Genomic DNA, 19,348 nt, shown 5'->3' with positions numbered 1-19,348 from the left:
CACATATCCTAGCCAGTGGTAGGCTTCTCTACAAGTCCATAGCCGCTCGGCACTTCGAGTTTTCTTACGTGGTGTTCATCGTCGCGGCACGGCGTGTGCTCTGATGTTCGGGGCGGCGCGGGTCTCGCTGGGCGAGGTGAGAGGTCCCCCTGCTGCGTCGAAGCCCAACGACAGGAGTCCGATCAATGATCCTCTTTCGGGTACAGCTTCGGATCCCACCCGCGGTTCGCGACCGGGTTGTGCAGTCGCTCCTCCGCATGGCGGGGCCAGCGCGAGCAGTGAAGGGCTGCACGGCGTGCGGTGTCTTCATGGACGTCGAAGATGACAACACCCTGCTGTACGTCGAGGAGTGGGAGACGCAGGCCGCCGTTGATGAACGCCTTCGGGCGGAGGACTTGAGGGTCCTGCTCTCGGCCTTGGATCTTTCCTCTGAACCCCCGGTCGTACGGTTTGAGGCGGTCGGCGAGACACAAGGGATGGAGGTCATCGCCGCGGCGCGAGCCGGGACGGGACGATAGCGGTTGGCCGCTGAAACAGAAGCGGGCTCTGGAGGCGTCCAATCCGCCAGGGATAGCCGGTTGGGTGTGCGACGAATGTCGCCCCCGCGAATCCGAACAACGGGCTGACTGAGGTGGTGCGGGCCCGGCGGCACTACGAGCCTGAGGTGTTCTTCAAGGAGCAAGCACAATGACCACGACCGACACACAGACGCTTTCCGCGCAGGAACTTGCCATCGCGAACGGAAAGAAGGTCGTCCACGGAACCGCCACGGACCGGGTGCTCAGGATGTACGAGGCCATCCGTGCCTACGGCCCGCCTCGGGTCTCCCTAGACCGCGCGGTCCTGTTCACCGAATCGTTCAAGGAGACCGAGAACCAGCCGCTGGTCATGCGCTGGGCTAAGGCGCTGAAGCACTTTGCTGAGAAGGCGCAGGTGGTGATCTTTCCGGACGAGCTCATCGTCGGCCGGCCCAATACTTGGCTCGGCCGGTGGGGCATGGTTTACCCTGAACTCGACGGCAGCGTCATGCCCGCTGGCGTGGAGATGTTCCGCAAGAACAAGGGCAAGCCCGGCGAAGTCACCGTTACGGATGAGGATGCGACAATCATCAACGAGGTTCTCACGCCCTGCTGGGCAGGCAAGGACTACGCGACCAATTTCATCCGGTCACTGCCGGAGGAAACGCGGTTCATGATGTACGGCCCGGACCCCAAGAACACGATCATGATGACGATTGTCGTTATGGCAACCTCGCCCATGCGGCACTCGCAGAACTGGACGCCGGACTTCTCGAAGATCCTGACTCGCGGCGTCAAGGGTATCCGCGAGGAGGCCCAGGCAAAGCTGGCCGCGCTCTCGGAGCCCCGTGACCTTGCTTACAAGAAGCCATTCCTGGAAGCCGTCATGGTCACCTGCGATGCCATGACGATCTGGTCCAGGCGCTATGCGAAGCTGGCCACCGATTTGGCCGAGAAAGAAAAGAATTCTCAGCGGAAGAGGGAGCTGGAGGAAATCGCCGCAGTGTGCGACTGGGTTCCCGAGAATCCGGCGCGCACCTTCCACGAAGCCCTTCAGGCACAGTGGTGGGGCCAGCTGTTCAATCGCATCGAACAAACCTCGAGCGCCATGGGCCAGGGGCGGTGGGACCAGTATCTCTGGCCGTTCTACCGGAAGGACGTGGCCGAGGGCCGAATCACGAAGGAATCCGCCACGGAGCTGCTGCACTGTGTCTGGCTGCAGATGGCCCAGTGCGTAGAGTTGAAGCTGAACCCGGTGGCGGCCGCAGGCACGGAAGGGTTCTCCAAGTTCGAGGACATCTGCCTGGGCGGACAGACTCCGGACGCCCTGGATGCGACCAATGACCTGACGTACCTGATCCTCGAATCCACCCGCGCACTGCAGATCACCTGTCCCGAACCGTGCGTCCGGATCCACGCCAACACTCCGGACCGCTTGCTGCATTACGTCGCGGAAGTCATCAAGGACGGCAAGGGCTTCCCGAAACTGCTCAACGATGAGATGGTCATCCCGTTCTACCTCGCCAACGGCGCCACGCTCAAGGAGGCGCTGGACTGGACCATCTCGGGTTGCTGCGAGAACCGCCTGATCAACCGGGAGACGAACGTCACCGGCAACGGCGGCATCAACTACGGCTCGGTAGTCGAGATGACATTCCGGAACGGCCAGCTCAAGGTGTTTAAGGATCTCCAGTTCGGCGTGACCACCGGCGATCCCAGATCATGGACGAGCTATGACGATGTCTGGAAGGCGTTTTGCCGGCAGCTCGAGCATCTGGCCGCGCATGCCCTGATCCAGCAGCACGTCGCGTTGCGGATGAAGCCCAATTACTTCGCTGCGCCGGCAACCTCTATGCTCCACGACCTGGCTATGGCCGAGTGCCGCGACCTGCACTCGCACGGCGACTACATCCCGGGCGCGATCGACCACGGCTGTTTCGAGGCGATCGGCAAGGCTACGGCCGTCGACAGCCTGGCCACCGTGAAGCATCTCATCTTCGACACCAAGAAACTCACGTGGGACCAGCTGCTGACAGCGATCGAGAACAACTGGGAGGGCCACGAAGCCGTCCGGCAGATGTGCCTGAACGCCCCCAAGTACGGCAACGGCATCGAGTGGGTGGATGCCATCGGTTTCGAGATCGAGCGCTTCGTGCTGGGATTCCTGCATAAGCACCCCAAACCGCACGATCAGGCCTTCCTTTTGCGCCAGATTCCGATCACGTTCCATGTTCCGATGGGAAAGGTGACCTGGGCGACGCCGAATGGAAGAAAAGCCGGCGAGTATCTTTCCGAAGGGATCTCCGCTTCTCACGGCATGGACGTGAAGGGACCCACGGTGAGTTTGAACTCCATGGCCAGAGCGCGGAATGTGAGCTATCGGGAGAAGGGCGGCGATCTCATCAACCTGAAATTCAGCCCGGCCAACGTGGCGGGCGAAGAAGGAACGCGGCGGCTGATGCAGATCATCCGCACCTGGTGCGACCTGAAGCACTGGCACATCCAGTTCAACATCATCAACAAGGAAACGCTACTGGCGGCACAGAAAGATCCCGAGAAGTACCGGAACCTGATCGTTCGGATCGCCGGCTATTCTGCTTACTTCGTTGATCTTTCGCCTATGCAGCAGGCGGAGATTATCGCGAGAACCGAGGAACGTATTGGTTGAGCAGCTCCGCTCCACTCGCGCCCTGCTCGTGATAGGGAGCGGCACACAGAAACACGAAAGGAACAATCGATGGAACTCAAAGGCAAAACCGCAATCGTAACCGGGTCCGCGCGTGGCATCGGCGAAGGAATCGCGATGGTGCTGGCGCGCGAGGGGGCCAACATTGTCGTGAACTCCAGAAAAAAGGAGGAATGCGCGGACGTTGTCAAAAAGATCGTGTCCTCGGGCGGAAAGGCCATCGCCGTCGCAGCTGACGTCAGCAAGAAGGCCGACGTGACCGCGATGGCTGCCGAGACCGTCAAGCAGTTCGGGGCCATCGATATCCTGGTGAACAACGCCGGAATTGAAGGCCATCCGTGTCTGGCGAAGGACCTGTCGGAGGAGCAGTGGGACCGGGTGTTGGGCGTGAACTTAAAAGGCGTATTCCTCTGCTGTCAGGCGGTCATTCCACAGATGATGAAGCAGGGCAAGGGCCGTATCGTGAACATCGGCTCCACGGCAGGGATAAGAATGACCTTTTTCGGAAGCGTGGAATACACGGTGTCCAAGCACGGCGTCGCAGGCCTGAACCAGCACCTGGCCTGGGAGCTGGCGGATTCCCATATCACGGTCAACACGGTTTGTCCTGGTGGTGTTCACACGCCGCTGATGGAAGCGGGTACAACGCCTGAGTATAGGGAAATGACGGTCAAGAGATTGGTTCCTCTGGGACGTTTCTGCACGATCGAAGAAATCGGCGAGGCCGTGAGCTTCCTCGCCAGCGATCGCGCCGCCATGATCACCGGCCAGATGCTGGCTGTGGACGGCGGTGTGCTTGCCGGATTCGGCGAGGATCTGCGCCCCGTAATCAGGAAGCGGATGGCTGACGCTCAGGCCGCTGCCGCCGCAAAAGCTGTCGGCAAGAAATAGCACGTCAACTTCTCGCGGCGTGGGCGCTCCGGCTCGGACTTCGACGCTCCGACAGTGGGAGAGTTTGCCCACAGAGGCACGATCATGATAACACCAACGAAACGCATCGCCATAAACCTTGGTGGCGGCTACGTCCCGGGGCTCAATGCTGTCCTTGCCGGCGTTGTCCTCGCGGCGAACGAACTCGGTTGGGAGGTCGTCGGCATTCGCGACGGGTTTGATGGGCTGCTGGCTCCGGATCGCTATCCCGAGGGCGGCCTGTTCAAACTCACTCCGCAGGTTGTCGAAAACCTCTCCGTGGGTGGCGGAGCGATCCTGGGCAATGCCACCCGCACGGACCCGTTCCGCGTCCGGCAGGTGAACGCGGAGAACCAGGTCGAGGAGGTGGATCGCTCCGGCGACCTGATCGCCAAGATCAACGCCGAGAAGATCGAGGCGGTGATCTCCGTCGTCGGTCCACGAGCGTTAAGTATTCTGTTCCGGCTGCATCGGCAAGGGCTCAGGACCGTCTGCGTGCCGACTTCCGTCGAGAACGATGTGGCCGCGACGCAACTGTCGTTCGGATTCAACAGCGCGTTGAGCTTTGCGGTCGACATGATCGAGCACGTCCGGCAAGCGGCGCAATCGGCGCGGAAGATCGGTGTAGTCGAAGTCCTGGGAGAGCACGCCGGATGGCTGGCCCTGCAAGCCGGCATCGCCGTATGCGCGGATGCGGTGCTGATTCCGGAGATTCCCTACGACCTGGGGCAGGTGGCCGCGAAGCTCAGGAAGAAGACCAGCGCGGGCCGGACCTCTGGTTTGGTGGTGGTGGCCGAGGGCGCCTCGCCGCGCGGCGGAGAGCAACCCCACGCCGAGACGCTCGCACCAGAGTCACTGAGAGCCTCACTTTCTCCGGGGGCCACGGGCCCGGGAGGCTCGCATGTCATCGAAGGCGCGGGCCGTGCGGCTCAGGCGGTAGCTCTTCAACTTCAGCGGCTGACTGACCAGTTGACCTACCCGCTCGTTCTGGGCCCACTGGTCAGGGGCGGACCGCCTACGGCCGTGGATCGGCAACTGGGGCTCGGTTACGGCGCCGGGGCGGTGCGCGCCCTGAACGAGAAACAGAGCGGCGTGATGGTGGCCTTCCACCCGCCGGAACTGAAATTCGTGCCGCTGGCCGAGGCGATCAACAAGGTTCGGACCGTGCCTGCCAACAGCGTGTTCATCCAGATCGCGCGGTCGCTGGGCATTGCTCTTGGAGATTGAGGTAACGCCATGGACAACTCTCCGATGACGGCATCGGCTCCGAAGGGCATCGTTCTGAACATCCAGCATTTCTCGACGCACGACGGCCCCGGAATGCGGACCACCGTATTCCTCAAGGGTTGCTCGTTACGGTGCAAGTGGTGCAGCAATCCCGAGAGCATCCATCCCAAATCCGAACTGGCCTACAACCTCGGCAAGTGCATCGGGAAGGACCAGTGCGGCTTCTGTCTCAAGGAATGCCCGGAGTCCGCCATCTTTGTGGTCGATCCCAACATCCAGGTGCAGATCAACTGGGATCTCTGCACGAACTGCGGCAAGTGCGTGCCGGTCTGCCCGCCTCAGGCGCTCTACCTCTTCGGCCAAGAGATGACCGTGGATGAGGTGCTCGACGAGGTCGAGCGGGACAGCAGCTTCTACCGCGAATCCGGCGGCGGCATCACGCTCAGCGGCGGCGAGTGCCTGCTCCAGGCGGACTTCGCCGCGGGTTTGTTGGCCGGCGCCCACGAGCGCGGCATCAACACGGCGATCGAGACTGCGTTCAACGTGCCGTGGCCACATGTGGAGAAAGTGCTGCCGCACGTGGATGTCGTCCTCCACGACCACAAGCTGACCATCCCGGAGCGGCACAAGAAGTGGACGGGCGTGGACAACAAGCGCATTCTCGAGAACATCAAGCGGGCCTACGAGACGTTTCTGGACAAGACGTTCATCGCCCGGACTCCGCTCATCCCGGGTGTGAACGACGACGAAGAACACATCCGTGCCGTTCTGGCGTTCATCAAGCCCTACAAGAACGTGGTTGATTACGAACTGCTGCCCTATATGCGCTTCGGCGAGAGCAAGTACGGGTTTCTGGGCCGGGTGTATGAAATGCAGGATTTTGATCCTCCAACGCCCGAATCGCTTGCGCGGCTGCGGGCGATCATCGACGAGGCGTTCGGCCGACGGGCTGCAGCGAGGTGAACCCTGGCATGGATACCATCAGGACATTCCTTGAACAGCAGCCGTTGCTCTCGATGTTTCTGGTCATCGGACTGGGGTATGCAGTTGGCCAGGTGAACATCCGAGGCTTCAACCTGGGCATCGGTGCGGTCCTGTTTGTCGGTCTCGCCGCAGGCATGCTGGCGCCCAATGCAGCGCCCCCGGCGTTGCTTGGCTCGCTCGGGCTGGTGATGTTCGTTTATGGAATCGGCATCCAGTACGGGAAGCAGTTCTTTGCCGGCCTGACCAGCCCGTTCGGCCTCAAGGTGAACGCACTGGCGCTGTCTTCACACCTCGTCGCCATCGGCGTTTGTTATGTGGCCTACGCTATCTTCTCGGTCGCGCCTGCCCATGTTGCCGGTTTGTTTGCCGGCGCATTGACAAGCACGCCGGCACTGCAGGCGGCCATTGGCGCTGCCGGCAGCAATGACCCGGCCCTCGGCTATAGCGTGGCCTACCCGTTCGGTTTGATCGCCCCGATTCTGTGCATGTACTTCGCCAACGTCTGGCTCAAGCCGAAACTCACTCCCGCCACCGGGACCGGCCTCGAATTGCGGGAGTTCGTCGTGCGCAATGCACAGGTGATTGGGCGTCCACTTGCAGAGCTCACCGCTGCGCTGCCAGCAGGTGTTCAGATCATCGTCGTACGCCGGGCACATCAGAACCGGGTTCCCGCGCCCGACCTCGTGCTCGATCATGACGACGCGGTGGCTGTGGCGGGCGAGTCCGCAGAGGGACTCGAAAGGGCTCGGCTGCTCATTGGGGAGTCCGCGGCCGGCCGGATCACGAAGGACCGGCTGGATCTCGATTACTTCCGGGTCTTCGTCTCCAAACGCACCGTGGTGGGCGTGAACCTGGCGGACTTGCGGATTCCAGGTGTCTCCGAATCCTCCATCATGCATGTGCGCCGAGGCGACACGGATCTCCTGCCGCGCCCGGGACTCGTGCTGGAATTTGGTGACCGCGTTGGGTTGATGGTCAATCGCAATCAGCGCGATGCAGTGCGGGCACATTTTGGCGATTCCATTAAGGGCACCACCGAGTTCAGTTATGTCTCGCTGGGAATCGGCATGGCGCTCGGCGTGCTTCTGGGCATCCTCCCCATCCCCGTGCCCGGCGTGGGTACTCTCAGCCTGGGTGTTGCCGGTGGCCCGCTTGTTGTCGCGCTCATCCTCAGCCGTCTTGGTCGAACCGGAACCTGGGTGTGGACCATGCCTGTCTCCGCCAACCTCACGCTGCGGAACTTCGGGCTGACGCTGTTCCTCGCCCAGATCGGGATGGTCTCGGGGCCGAAGTTCATCGCCACAGTTCAGCAATTGGGGCCGATCTTCCTGGCATTGGGGGCGGCCATCATCGTCACCCCGATGCTCTTCAACATGTTGGTGGGTCATTTCCTGCTGCGGCTGCGATTCGACGATCTCCTGGGAGCCGCTGCGGGAGGGGTGGGTGGCAACCCGGCCATCCTGGCATTCGGCTCCAAACTCGTGCCCACCGACCGCGCGGACATCACATACGCGACGACTTTCCCGGCCGCTACCATCACCAAGATCATTCTCGTCCAGGTGATGCTGGAGATGATGGGCACAACATGAACCACAAACCCGAAGTGTCTGCCGATGAGGCCCTGCGACGTTTGATCGAGGGCAATGAACGCTTCGTGCGAGGCGAAGCGCATTTGTCCGGCGTGCCACGTGAGACCGTGGCTGCGTTGGCCCGGGGCCAGCATCCGTTCGCGACAATATTGGGCTGCAGCGACTCGCGAGTGCCGCCGGAGTGGGTTTTCGATGTCGGCCTCGGTGAACTGTTCGTCGTGCGGGTTGCGGGGAATGTCCTTTCGCCGGAAGTGGCCGGCAGCCTGCAGTATGCCGGCGTTCACTTGCAGACTCCGCTGCTGGTGGTGCTCGGCCATGAGGGTTGCGGTGCAATTAACGCGGCCCTGGAGACAAAGTACCAGGGTACCCAGCAACGCTCTCGGATTCAGTTGCTGGTGGACAGCATCCTGCCCGGCCTGGACGGTCTCGACCCCCAACTGTCGCCGTCGGAGCGGCTGGCACGGGCCGTCGAGCGCAACGTCCGGTGGACGCTGCGCAGCATCATCGAGTCACCCGAAGGCCAGGCGCGTCTGGCCGAGGGACGCATGAAGATCGCAGGCGCCATCTACGAGATCGAAACGGGCCGGGTCCGGCTTCTGGACACGGCGCTCGCGCTCTGCCCAGAAACATGGGGCGCGAAAGGAGCAAGCGTATGACACACCCTGAGCAACAGACAACATCAAATCCCATTCGCCCAACGAATGACTCGCAGCAAAGGGATCTGACCCGTCGGGAATTCGTGGCTGCAACCGGATCGCTGCTGGGCACAGTTGCGGTCGGAGAATTGGCCGTGGCCGAACCGTCCGAGGCGAAAAAGGGTTCCAGTGTTCCGAAGCCAGCCCTGGGTCATACCGGCCGGGAGCCGGCGACGAGTCACGGCCCGTGGGATCCAGCTCTGGAGAAGCTACGCGAATGGGATCCGAAATGGGCCAACGCCTGCGTGAAGATGACGACGAATCCGTGGGTCAAGGGTGTTTTGCCTCGCAAGACGATTGAATTGATCGGTGTAGCATTGAATGCCGCCTGCACGAACCTCAACCCAGACGGGACCCGCCGCCATATTCGCGCTGCGCTTGAGGCGGGCGCGACCCGCGATGAGATCCTGATGGTGCTGAAGTGTGCTTCGGCCCTGGCGATCCATTCGTGCAGTCTGGGTGCGCCCATTCTACTTGAAGAGGCGAAGGCGGCGGGGGTTCAGCCACGGAAGAAAACCACGCAAGTGACACCTTCCTGCGACAAGATGAAAGAGATCGGCCAATGGAATCAGGCATGGGATCCCTTCTTTGAACTGGACCCGGTCTGGACGGATGAATTCTTTGCCGTGGCCAGCGGGATCTATACCGGCGGAGTGCTTTCGCCCAAGGATGTCGAACTATTGAGCATCGCCTTCGATGCGTCCATCACCCACATGTATGCTCCCGGCACGCGCCGTCACATCAAGGCAGCACTCAAGCTGGGTGCGACCATGGAGGAGATCATGGAGGTGTTGAAGCTCTGCGTCTCCCAAGGCGTCCAGGCCTGCAATCTTGGCGTTCCAATTCTCTCCGAGGAGCTCGCCAAAAGGCCGCAATAGGTGAAGACACAATATGACCTGGCTTCAGCGCTATCGTCTTTCACAGTACTCGAGGAACTCACTCTGGATCCTGCCTGCGCTTGGCATATTTGTGGCACTGGTGGCGGTTCAATTCCTTCACAGTATTGAGTCGGCAATGGGCTGGCAATTGCAGTTCGACCCGTCCACCACGCTGACGCTTCTGGGCACCTTGGCCTCGTCGATGTTCACGCTCATTGTCTTTGTTTGTTCCGCCTTGCTGATCACTGTGCAGCTCGCCAGCGCCCAACTGACGCCCCGCATCATTGGTCTCGTGTTACGAAACCCAGTAACGAAGCTCTCACTGGCGCTGTTTGTATTCACCTTCACCTTCACGCTTGGAGCACTGGTCCGAATCAAGGGTGGCGTTCCCCCACTCACCGCCTACGTTGCTGTTTACAGTTGCCTCGTGAGCCTGGGCGTTTTTCTCTACCTGGTAGACAGCGTGTGCAGAGCGCTCCGACCGAGCGGGGCTTTGGGGTTGGCGGCCCGGCTCGGGCGAGAAGTGATCGAAACCGTATATCCGAGGCGCCTCTCCGAGTCTCAAGATACGATACCGGAACCTGCCGGGGTCCTCGACGGGGAGCCCCGATGCACGATACTCAACCTCAGAGAGGGTGTAGTCCTCGCATTCGACCTGGAAGGACTCGTGTCTTTGGCCCAGCGCGCCGACTGCGTGATCGAGATGGTCCCCCAGGTGGGCGATTTCCTGGCGGCCGACCAGCCCCTGTTCCGGATCTTCGGCGACGGAGCCCTGCCGTCGGCGGCTGCGCTTCGCCAATCGGTCGCCGTTGGTCCCGAACGGACCCTGCAGCAGGACCCGGCCTTTGTCTTCCGCATCATGGTGGACATCGCCTCCAAGGGCCTTTCCCCCGCGATCAACGACCCGACCACCGCGGTTCTGGCCATTGACCAGATCCAGAACCTCCTTTGCAGTGTGGGCGGCCGACATCTGGATGAAGGGCAAAGACGAGATGCGCGCGGCGCGGTTCGGCTTCTCTACCGGACGCCGGACTGGGAAGACTTCGTTCACCTGGCGGTTACGGAGATTCGTCAGTTCGGCGGGACAAGCATTCAGGTCACCCGTCGGCTGCGAGCCATGCTGGAACACCTGATTCAGACTTCGCCTGAAGAGCGCGCTGAAACGCTTCAACTGGAGCTGACGCTCCTGGATCGATCCGCCAAGCGATTCTTCGGTGAGGCGGAAGATCGAGCGATGGCGGATGTCAGTGATCTCCAAGGTGTGGGCGGCAAGCAGGCCATAAACGAAAGGCGCACGGAATTCCGACCGGCGCCAAAGCACGATGCTCATTAGGTGGCCATGATGGAAATCGTCAGAACATTTTTCGAACAGCAGCTGTTGCTCTTGACGACTGACCAAGACGGAACGACGGCGGAGCCGACAGCCGACATGCGAGGGACCGGCCTATGATGGCGACTCTGGAAATCGCGCTGAAGGTGACCCTGGTGCTCTTCATGGTGGGCAACCTGTTGGACATGGGTCTCAGGCTCAAGCTCCGGGAGGCCCTTGGGGGCCTGCGAAATGTGCGTTTTGTCGTCCTGAGCGTGCTGTGGGGGTTTGTGCTGTGCCCGGCCCTGGCCTACTTGCTCACGAAGGTCGTCCCGCTGGAGCAGCCATATGCAATTGGCCTGATCCTGCTGGGGATGGTGCCGTGCGCGCCGTTCCTCCCGCCGATGGTGGACAAGGCCCGCGGCGACATGGCCTACGCGGCGGCCTTCATGCTGCTGGCCTCAGTGGTCACGGTCGTGTACATGCCACTTGCGGTGCCGGTGATGGTCATGGGTCTAACCGCCGGCGCCTGGACCATCGCGAAGCCGCTGGTGTTCTTCTTGCTCGTGCCCCTGGCAATCGGGATCGCGCTTCAACGGGCCTCGGCGCCCCTCGCTGCCCGGCTGCAACCATTCGTCAAGAAGACGACGGGGATCGACACCATCCTGATGCTGGTGCTCTGCCTGGTCATATACGGCAAAGGGTTCATCGGAGCGGTCGGCAGTTATGCGATCGGCGCACAGGTCCTGTTCTTCTCCGCGGCAACGGCCGGTCCCTACTTCCTCAGCTTTGGCCTGCCCCAGAGTCAGAAAAGCGTCTTGGCCCTGGGCATGGCCACTCGCAATCTCGGGGCCGCCTTTGCACCGTTGTTTGCCGTTCGTGACGTGGACCAGCGCGCGATCGTCATGGTCGCGCTCGGGGTGCTGATGCAGGCGACCTTCTCATTCCTCGGGGCGACTTGGTTCAGCCGTCGCGCCGGCGCTTCCCAACCGGCGGCCGTGCAGAGCGCTGCCGAGATAGAGAGCCCATGAGTAAGCATGTACGCAGGAGCCACGGAGCAAGCACGGCAGAGCGCAATGGAGACGTGAAATGACGAAGACCCGGATAAACGCAGAGCAGAAACGCCTTGCTGAGGTCGGAAAGGGCGTCCCGTGGCGAAAGTGGGGACCTTACCTGAGCGAACGACAGTGGGGCACGGTCCGCGAGGACTACAGCAAAGACGGCGACGCCTGGAGCTACTTTCCCCACGATCACGCCCGGTCCCGCGCGTACCGCTCGGGTGAAGACGGGCTGGCCGGGTTCTCTGACGAGAAACAGCGACTCTGTTTTGCCCTTGCCCTCTGGAACGGTAACGACCCGATCCTCAAGGAGAGGCTCTTCGGCTTGACGGGCAGCGAGGGCAACCACGGCGAAGACGTCAAGGAGTACTACTTCTACCTCGATTCCACGCCCACGCACTCCTACATGAAATGGCTCTACAAGTACCCGCATCGAGCCTACCCGTACGACGATCTCGTGAAGACGAATAAGGGTAGCTCGCGTCTTGAGCCTGAGTATGAGCTGCTAGACACCGGCGTCTTCGCGAACGATCGCTACTTCGACGTCGGCGTCGAGTACGCCAAGGTGACCCACGAGGACGTGCTCATCCGGATTACGGTGACCAACCGGGGACCGGAAGCGGCGGCGCTGCACGCCCTGCCCACGCTCTGGTTCCGCAACACGTGGGCGAGCGCTGCCCAGACGCCGAAGCCTGACCTGCGCGAGATCAAGGCACGCAAGGGCATTCGAGTCGTCAAGGCGACCCATCCTGAGCTGGGCTCACGGTGGCTATGCGTCGATGGTGCCGCACCGCTCCTGTTCACAGAGAACGAGACGAATACCCAGCGTCTGTATGGTCAGCCCAACGCCACTCCCTATGTCAAGGACGCGTTTGACGAATACCTGGTCCATGGCCGTCGGGAGGCGGTAAACCCGGCCGGCACTGGCACCAAACTGGCGGCGCATCATGCGCTGAAGGTGAAAGCCGGAAAGACGGTTGTGTTGCGCCTTCGGCTCACCGACTCCGCTCCGGGAGACTCGAAGGACCCGTTCGCCGGGTTTGAGAGCGTATTCGAGAACCGCCGCAACGAAGCGGACGAGTTTTATCGCACCATCATCCCTGCCAAGTCGACCGAAGACGAAGCCCGGGTGATGCGCCAGGCACTCGCCGGGATGCTCTGGTCAAAGCAGTATTACCTGTTCGACGTTGACCCGTGGCTCAAGGAGCACGGATCCGACTCCTTCGCCAACGCGAGCAGCTCCGTGCGAAACCATGAGTGGGGACACATGGTCAACGATGATATCATCTCCATGCCCGACAAGTGGGAGTACCCGTGGTATGCGGCCTGGGACTTGGCCTTTCATACGATCGCGCTGTCCACGGTCGACATCGATTTCGCGAAACAGCAGCTCGACCTGATGCTGGGGCAAATGTATATCCATCCGAGCGGACAGATCCCGGCCTACGAGTGGAACTTCAGCGACGTGAACCCTCCGGTGCATGCCTGGGCCACGCTCGCGCTGTACCGGAACGAACAGGCCCAGCGGGGCGAGGGAGATCTTGCGTTTCTCAAGCGCTCGTTCGGTAAGCTCCTGGCCAACTTCACCTGGTGGGTGAACCGCAAGGACCGGTTCGGGAAAAACGTCTTTGAAGGCGGCTTCCTCGGCCTGGATAACATCGGGGTCTTCGACCGATCGAAGCCATTGCCAACCGGGGGCCATCTCGAACAGGCCGACGGCACAGCCTGGATGGCGTTCTTCAGCCAGAACATGCTGGAGCTGGCGGTCGAAATCGCCGTCCACGACCCGAGCTATGACGACCTCGCCGCCAAGTTCATCGACCACATCCTCTGGATCGCCCACGCCATCAATCACGTTGGCCCGGACGGCCTGTGGGATGAGGAGGACGGCTTTTTCTACGACGTGCTGAGGCTTCCCGACGGGAGTGCGACCCGCCTCAAAGTGCGATCGGTTGTGGGCCTGCTGCCGCTGTGTGCTACGAGCGTCAGCGAACCCTGGATGCGCGAGCGAGCGCCGGCGGCGATGAATCTGTTCAACGAGCGGAGCCGTCGCATGCCGGAACTGCTGCAGAATGTGTACTCCGGTCTGGGCTACGGCAACCGTGGTCTCATGACGTTAGTTAACCCCGAGCGGTTGCGTCGCATCTTATCTCGCATGCTCGACGAGAAGGAGTTCCTGGGTACTTATGGCATCCGGGCACTTTCGCGGTACCACCTCGATCACCCATACGTGTTCAATGCCCAGGGCCAGGAATATCGGGTGAACTATCTGCCCGGCGACTCCGACTCGGGGATGTTCGGTGGCAACTCCAACTGGCGTGGGCCAATCTGGATGCCGGTGAACATGCTCCTGGTTCGGGCGCTTCTCAGCTTCTACAGCTTCTACGGCGATACCTTCAAGGTGGAGTGTCCGACCGGCTCCAGCCGGCAGATGAATCTCTTCGAGGTCGCCCGCGAGATCTCGACCCGCCTGATCGGCATCTTTCTGCGAGATGCGAAAGGTCGTCGACCGGTATTCGGCAACCTGGAGAAGTTCCAGACCGACCCTCACTGGCGCGATTGCATCCTCTTTCACGAGTACTTCCACGGGGATAGCGGGGCCGGCATCGGCGCGAGCCATCAGACAGGCTGGTCCGGTCTCGTGGCGACGCTCATCGAACTCTTCCGAAGTCTCGATGCCGCGCAGGTTCTCGAACAGGGCAAGAAAGCGGTGTTCGTCAGGAAGGGAACCCAAAGCGATCCCAAGTGAGCCTCGAAATGAGAGCTGCTCAGACACGAACCAGATTCAAGGAGATCACAGAATGAAAGCCATTACAGTGGAGCCTATGAAGCCGGATACGGCGCGTCTGGAGGATGTCCCGGAACCCGAAATGCGCGACGGTTCCGTGCTGGTGGAGGCGGTGGCCGTCGGCGTTTGCGGCACCGACATCGAGATCGCGTCCGGCAAGTATGGCTGGGCGCCTCCGGGCAAGACACGCCTCATCCTGGGCCACGAGTCGCTCGGCCGCGTGCTCGACCCAGGGCCAGTCGGAGGCCTGAAAAAGGGCGATCTGGTAGTGGGAATCGTCCGTCGGCCCGATCCCGTGCCGTGCCCGAACTGCGCCGTCGGCGAGTGGGACATGTGCCGCAACGGCCAGTACACCGAACGCGGCATCAAGCAGATCGATGGTTACATGTCGGAACACTGGCGAATCGAGCCGGAGTACGCGGTCAAGGTTGATCCTGCCCTGGGGATTCTCGGCGTGCTGCTTGAGCCCACGACAGTTGTCGCGAAGGCTTGGGAGCACTTGCTTGCCGTAGGACAGCGCGCCTTTTGGGAGCCGAAAACCGTGCTCGTAACCGGTGCGGGGCCCATCGGCCTGCTCGGCGCCTTGCTCGGCAGGCAACTCGGGCTGGAGGTTCACGTCCTTGCCCGAACCCAAACGGGCCCCAAGCCCGAACTTGTGCGTGCTCTCGGTGCGACTTACCACAGCTGCAGCGTTGCCGAAATCGACTTCGCGCCGGACGTCATCCTGGAGTGTACGGGTGTCGGACAGGTCATCTCCGAGTCGATTCTCAAGATCGGTGCGAGCGGCGTCGTGTGCCTCACGGGTGTTGGGCATGGCGGCTCAATGCCCAAGATCCCCCCAGCTGACGTCGCCTCGTCGGCGGTGCTCAAGAACAATGTCGTGTTCGGCAGCGTCAACGCCAACAAACGGCACTGGTACAAGGGCGCGGAAGCCTTGGCCCGCGCGGACCGCTCGTGGTTGGCGCGTCTGATCACGAGGCGGGACAAGCCGGAAGATTTCGCGAAGGCCCTGGCCCGAAACCCGGAAGATATCAAAGTTGTCATTCAGTTTTCCGAGGGGTGACCCCCACTCAGGTGCGATCAGCCTCCTGTGGCGAAACAAGAGGTCCCAGATAATGACAGATTCGAACAGTCGCAGCATACCTTGGCGGCCATTGCTCTCCGAACTGATCGGCACCGCTCTCCTGGTGCTGGTGGGTCTGTCGCTGGTCATCGTCATGTTCGGCTCCGGCAGCCCGATCGCACGGGTTCTGCCCAGTGAAGGGCTGAGGCGCCTGATCACGGGTTTTCTCTTCGGGACGACGGGCGCACTGATCGCGGTGTCACCTGTCGGAAGAATTAGTGGTGCGCACATCAATCCGGTTGTCACGCTGGGGTTCTGGCTGTTTCGCAAGCTCGATTCGCGGACGGTCGCAGGCTACATCCTGGCGCAGCTGGCCGGCGCCACATTGGGTTCGCTGCCGCTCCTCGTCTGGGGTTCGATGGGCCAGAGCGTGGCATTCGGCGCGACGCTGCCAGGTGAGGGCTACGCCGTACGGACCGTTTTGCTGGGCGAGGCAGTCACCACGTTTGCCATGGTCACTGCATTGACCCTATTCCTGGGGTTCAGGCGGATTCGTCTGTTCACGCCTGCCATATTCCCGCCCCTCTATGCCATCATGGTGTGCGTGGAGGCCCCGATATCGGGGACGAGCACGAATCCGGCCCGCAGTTTCGGTCCGGCGATCGTCTCTGGCCAGTGGCAGGCGGGTTGGGTCTACTGGATCGGCCCGCTGCTCGGGATGGTCGCAGCGTGTCTGGCTTGCAGCTTTCTGGCGAAGCGGATCGAGGTGGCGAAGCTGTATCACTTCGACAGCGATCGTGATGGGCTGTTTCGAAGAGCAGGCTCGTGCGCGTCCGCGAGCAGTCCCGACGCGAAACTGCCTGTGGCGCCTCGTTCTCACGCGGAATCCATGGAGCATCGATGACCTCTGTTTCCAACACCGGCCAAAGCGATCCCCTCGGTGCCACGATCGTGGACGGCGGAGTCAACTTCAGCGTGTTCTCGCGGAGCGCCTCCGGCATGGAGTTGCTGCTCTTTGACCGCGAGGATGACACGAAACCCGCGCGCGTGATTCCCATGGATCCGTCCACCAATCGCACCTATCACTACTGGCACGCCTTCGTTCCGGGCGTGAAGGCGGGGCAGATCTACGGCTACCGGGCCCAGGGACCGCTCGACCCGGCAAACGGGATGCGGTTTGACCCCTTCAAGGTCCTCCTGGATCCATATGGGCGCGGTGTGGTGGTTCCGAAGGGCTACAGCCGTGATGCCGCCCGTACGGAGGGCGACAACACCGCCACCGCGATGAAGAGCATGGTGATCGACCCGGACAGATACGATTGGGAAGGCGATGTGCCGCTGAGACGACCATGCGCCCGAACCGTGATTTACGAGATGCACGTACGCGGTTTCACCCGCCATCCCAACTCCGGCGTCCCGGACAAGACGCGCGGGACGTTCGCCGGGCTGATTGAGAAGATACCGTACCTTCAGGAACTCGGTATCACGGCGGTCGAACTCCTGCCTGTCTTTCAGTTCGACGCCCAGGATTGCCCGTCGGGCGTGGTCAACTACTGGGGCTATCAGCCGGTATCGTTCTTTGCGCCGCATCTGGCGTACAGCTCACGTCAGGATCCTCTTGGCCCCGTCGATGAGTTTCGCGATATGGTCAAGGCGCTGCATCGGGCCGACATCGAGGTTATCCTGGATGTCGTGTTCAATCACACGGCAGAAGGCGATCACACCGGTCCGACGCTGAGTTTCCGTGGGCTGGACAACAGCACTTACTACATCCAACAGCAGGACCGCTCGCGCTACGCGGATTACAGCGGGTGCGGAAACACGCTGAATGCCAACAACCCCGTCGTCCGCCGCATGATCGTGGACAGCCTGCGGTACTGGGTGCAGAAGATGCACGTGGACGGCTTTCGGTTCGACTTGGCATCGATCCTCACGCGGGATGCGTCGGGCCAGGCCATGTCGAACCCACCGGTGCTGTGGGATATCGAGTCGGACCCTGCGCTTGCGGGGACAAAGATGATCGCCGAGGCCTGGGACGCGGCCGGGCTATACCAGGTTGGCAGTTTCATCGGCGACAGCTGGAGGGAGTGGAACGGTCGGTTCCGCGACGATGTGCGAAGCTTCTTCCGTGGCGACAACGGCTCAGTACGGTCTTTCGCGGACCGGATGCTGGGCAGCCCCGAGGTGTATGCCCACAAGGAGCGCGAGCCCGAGCAGAGCATCAACTTCGTCACGTGCCACGACGGCTTCACGCTCAACGACCTTGTCTCCTACGACCGAAAGCACAACGAGGCGAACAACGACAACAACCGCGACGGCGCGGACGACAACCGGAGTTGGAACTGCGGCGTCGAGGGTCCGACCGACGATCCTGCCGTCGAGAAGCTGCGAACCCGTCAGATAAAGAACTTCCTGACCGCCACGATGCTGTCGGTCGGCATGCCCATGATCCTGATGGGCGACGAGGTACGGCGCACCCAGCACGGTAACAATAATGCCTATTGCCACGATAACCAGGACGCCTGGTTCGACTGGGCGCTGCTGGAGAAGCATGCGGATGTGCATCGGTTCGTGAGACTGCTCATCGCCAGACGACTGCTGCGCGCGACGGAGCACGAGGCCCAACGTCTGAGCCTCAACCAACTGCTACGGCAGGCGAATAGCTCCTGGCACGGCGTAAAGCTGGGCCAGCCGGACTGGGGCGACAGCTCGCACAGTATTGCCTTCAGCGCGGAGATGCCGAAGGAGAGGCTGCTTCTCCATCTGATCATGAACGCGTACTGGGAGCCCCTCGACTTTGAGCTGCCGCCGGTGAACAACGGGGATACGAACCCGTGGCGCCGATGGATCGACACCGCTCTTGATTCACCGCACGACATCGTCGACTGGAGATCCTCGCCGCAGGTTCCGGGCTTTGCCTACCGGGCCGAGGCGAGGTCCGTCGTGCTGCTCTTCGCAGCCCGCTGACGCGACGCGGCATTCACGACGGCGAGCGCCCTGGCGGATGGACACACGACCCAAGCCTGGGCACCGGGGTTGCCCGTGGCGGTAGCTTCAGTCGCAGCGCTTCTTCGGTCGGCAACGGGCTCGGCGTTTCCAATATCGGAGTCAACGGCGGCGTGACCTTCTCCGATTCGCCGACGGTGGGCGTCGGCGCTGCCGATCAGCGTGCCGACCTGTTCGGGGGTGAAGCATGGCTGCTGAGTCGGGACCGGCTCTTCCAGGTGCACACTGGCCAGGAGGTTCGTGGGGATCAGCCGGACCGACGGGCCGGCCGCCCACTTGCACAACTGCTTCACGACGGTGAGATAGCCGTACCACGTCTTCTCGGTGAGGCCCTCTTGAAGCAGCACTCCGTTGAACGCCCAGAAGGCTTTCTCATCGATGGTCGCCGCGAGGCGATAGCCGTTCGCCTCTGCCCACGGCGCCAGCCCAAGTTACTGAGTTTGGCAGCGTCAGTGGTCCTGGCGATAGCGCCAAGGCCGTTTCCTTCTGAAAGTCTTCACTACATTTGCGTAGCCTCTTCGAGGTATCGCAGCCGCTGGGGCATGGTCAAACCCAGCCGGTTGAGGAGCACGCTCTGGGCGGAATCGGGCCTGGTCACACAGCGCACCCGAATCGTTTGGCCCGGCCGGCCCTCGCGG

Annotated in this window: 15 protein-coding genes; 14 read left to right on the top strand and 1 reads right to left on the bottom strand. The window is 61.9% G+C overall.

Going from position 1 to position 19,348, the window contains the following annotated elements; all coding sequences use genetic code 11:
- Nucleotides 1-185 precede the first annotated feature (185 nt).
- The 14 genes from KA354_23215 to glgX all read left to right on the top strand — a co-directional run bounded on the left by KA354_23215 (nucleotide 186) and on the right by glgX (nucleotide 18,671).
- Nucleotides 186-518 (top strand): antibiotic biosynthesis monooxygenase, encoded by a 333-nt coding sequence (locus KA354_23215; protein ID MBP7937561.1) that lies wholly within the window; start codon nucleotides 186-188, stop codon nucleotides 516-518.
- A 169-nt stretch (nucleotides 519-687) separates the two neighbouring features.
- Nucleotides 688-3,186: a glycyl radical protein gene (locus tag KA354_23210; protein MBP7937560.1), complete on the top strand. Its 2,499-nt coding sequence runs from the start codon at nucleotides 688-690 to the stop codon at nucleotides 3,184-3,186.
- Nucleotides 3,187-3,255: 69 nt separating this feature from the next.
- Complete coding sequence (locus tag KA354_23205; protein ID MBP7937559.1) at nucleotides 3,256-4,095, top strand: SDR family oxidoreductase; 840 nt, start codon at nucleotides 3,256-3,258, stop codon at nucleotides 4,093-4,095.
- 84 nt (nucleotides 4,096-4,179) lie between these two features.
- Nucleotides 4,180-5,340, top strand: a complete 1,161-nt coding sequence (locus KA354_23200) for a 6-phosphofructokinase (GenBank protein ID MBP7937558.1) — start codon at nucleotides 4,180-4,182, stop codon at nucleotides 5,338-5,340.
- Nucleotides 5,341-5,364: 24 nt separating this feature from the next.
- Entirely contained in the window at nucleotides 5,365-6,303 is a 939-nt protein-coding gene (locus tag KA354_23195; protein MBP7937557.1) for a glycyl-radical enzyme activating protein, read from the top strand.
- 8 nt (nucleotides 6,304-6,311) lie between these two features.
- Complete coding sequence (locus tag KA354_23190; protein ID MBP7937556.1) at nucleotides 6,312-7,913, top strand: YidE/YbjL duplication; 1,602 nt, start codon at nucleotides 6,312-6,314, stop codon at nucleotides 7,911-7,913.
- The gene (locus tag KA354_23185) at nucleotides 7,910-8,569 is read left to right on the top strand and encodes a carbonic anhydrase (protein MBP7937555.1); all 660 of its coding nucleotides are present in this window, start codon (nucleotides 7,910-7,912) and stop codon (nucleotides 8,567-8,569) included. Before KA354_23190 ends, KA354_23185 begins: the two co-directional genes overlap by 4 nt.
- Nucleotides 8,566-9,486 (top strand): carboxymuconolactone decarboxylase family protein, encoded by a 921-nt coding sequence (locus KA354_23180; GenBank protein MBP7937554.1) that lies wholly within the window; start codon nucleotides 8,566-8,568, stop codon nucleotides 9,484-9,486. Before KA354_23185 ends, KA354_23180 begins: the two co-directional genes overlap by 4 nt.
- A gap of 13 nt (nucleotides 9,487-9,499) precedes the next feature.
- Nucleotides 9,500-10,819 (top strand): DUF2254 domain-containing protein, encoded by a 1,320-nt coding sequence (locus tag KA354_23175; protein MBP7937553.1) that lies wholly within the window; start codon nucleotides 9,500-9,502, stop codon nucleotides 10,817-10,819.
- Between the two features lie 113 nt (nucleotides 10,820-10,932).
- Nucleotides 10,933-11,826 carry a bile acid:sodium symporter gene (locus KA354_23170; GenBank protein ID MBP7937552.1) on the top strand — a complete coding sequence of 298 codons (894 nt, stop codon included), beginning with the start codon at nucleotides 10,933-10,935 and terminating at the stop codon, nucleotides 11,824-11,826.
- Nucleotides 11,827-11,884: 58 nt separating this feature from the next.
- Nucleotides 11,885-14,602: a glucosidase gene (locus tag KA354_23165; GenBank protein ID MBP7937551.1), complete on the top strand. Its 2,718-nt coding sequence runs from the start codon at nucleotides 11,885-11,887 to the stop codon at nucleotides 14,600-14,602.
- 52 nt (nucleotides 14,603-14,654) lie between these two features.
- Nucleotides 14,655-15,704, top strand: coding sequence for a glucose 1-dehydrogenase (locus KA354_23160; GenBank protein ID MBP7937550.1), 1,050 nt, complete (start codon nucleotides 14,655-14,657; stop codon nucleotides 15,702-15,704).
- Between the two features lie 52 nt (nucleotides 15,705-15,756).
- Nucleotides 15,757-16,608, top strand: a complete 852-nt coding sequence (locus KA354_23155; GenBank protein MBP7937549.1) for an aquaporin — start codon at nucleotides 15,757-15,759, stop codon at nucleotides 16,606-16,608.
- The gene (gene glgX / locus KA354_23150; GenBank protein MBP7937548.1) at nucleotides 16,605-18,671 is read left to right on the top strand and encodes a glycogen debranching protein GlgX; all 2,067 of its coding nucleotides are present in this window, start codon (nucleotides 16,605-16,607) and stop codon (nucleotides 18,669-18,671) included. Before KA354_23155 ends, glgX begins: the two co-directional genes overlap by 4 nt.
- On the opposite strand, the gene KA354_23145 is transcribed toward glgX, so the two are convergent.
- A complete protein-coding gene (locus tag KA354_23145) occupies nucleotides 18,623-19,057 on the bottom strand; it encodes a hypothetical protein (protein ID MBP7937547.1) in 435 nt (144 codons plus the stop codon). The two genes, glgX and KA354_23145, sit on opposite strands and share 49 nt — an antisense overlap.
- Nucleotides 19,058-19,348 lie beyond the last annotated feature (291 nt).

Source organism: Phycisphaerae bacterium (assembly GCA_018003015.1).
Classification (GTDB): domain Bacteria; phylum Planctomycetota; class Phycisphaerae; order UBA1845; family PWPN01; genus JAGNEZ01.
Note: the sequence above shows the minus strand (reverse complement) of the source record. Positions and strands in the feature narration are given on the sequence as shown.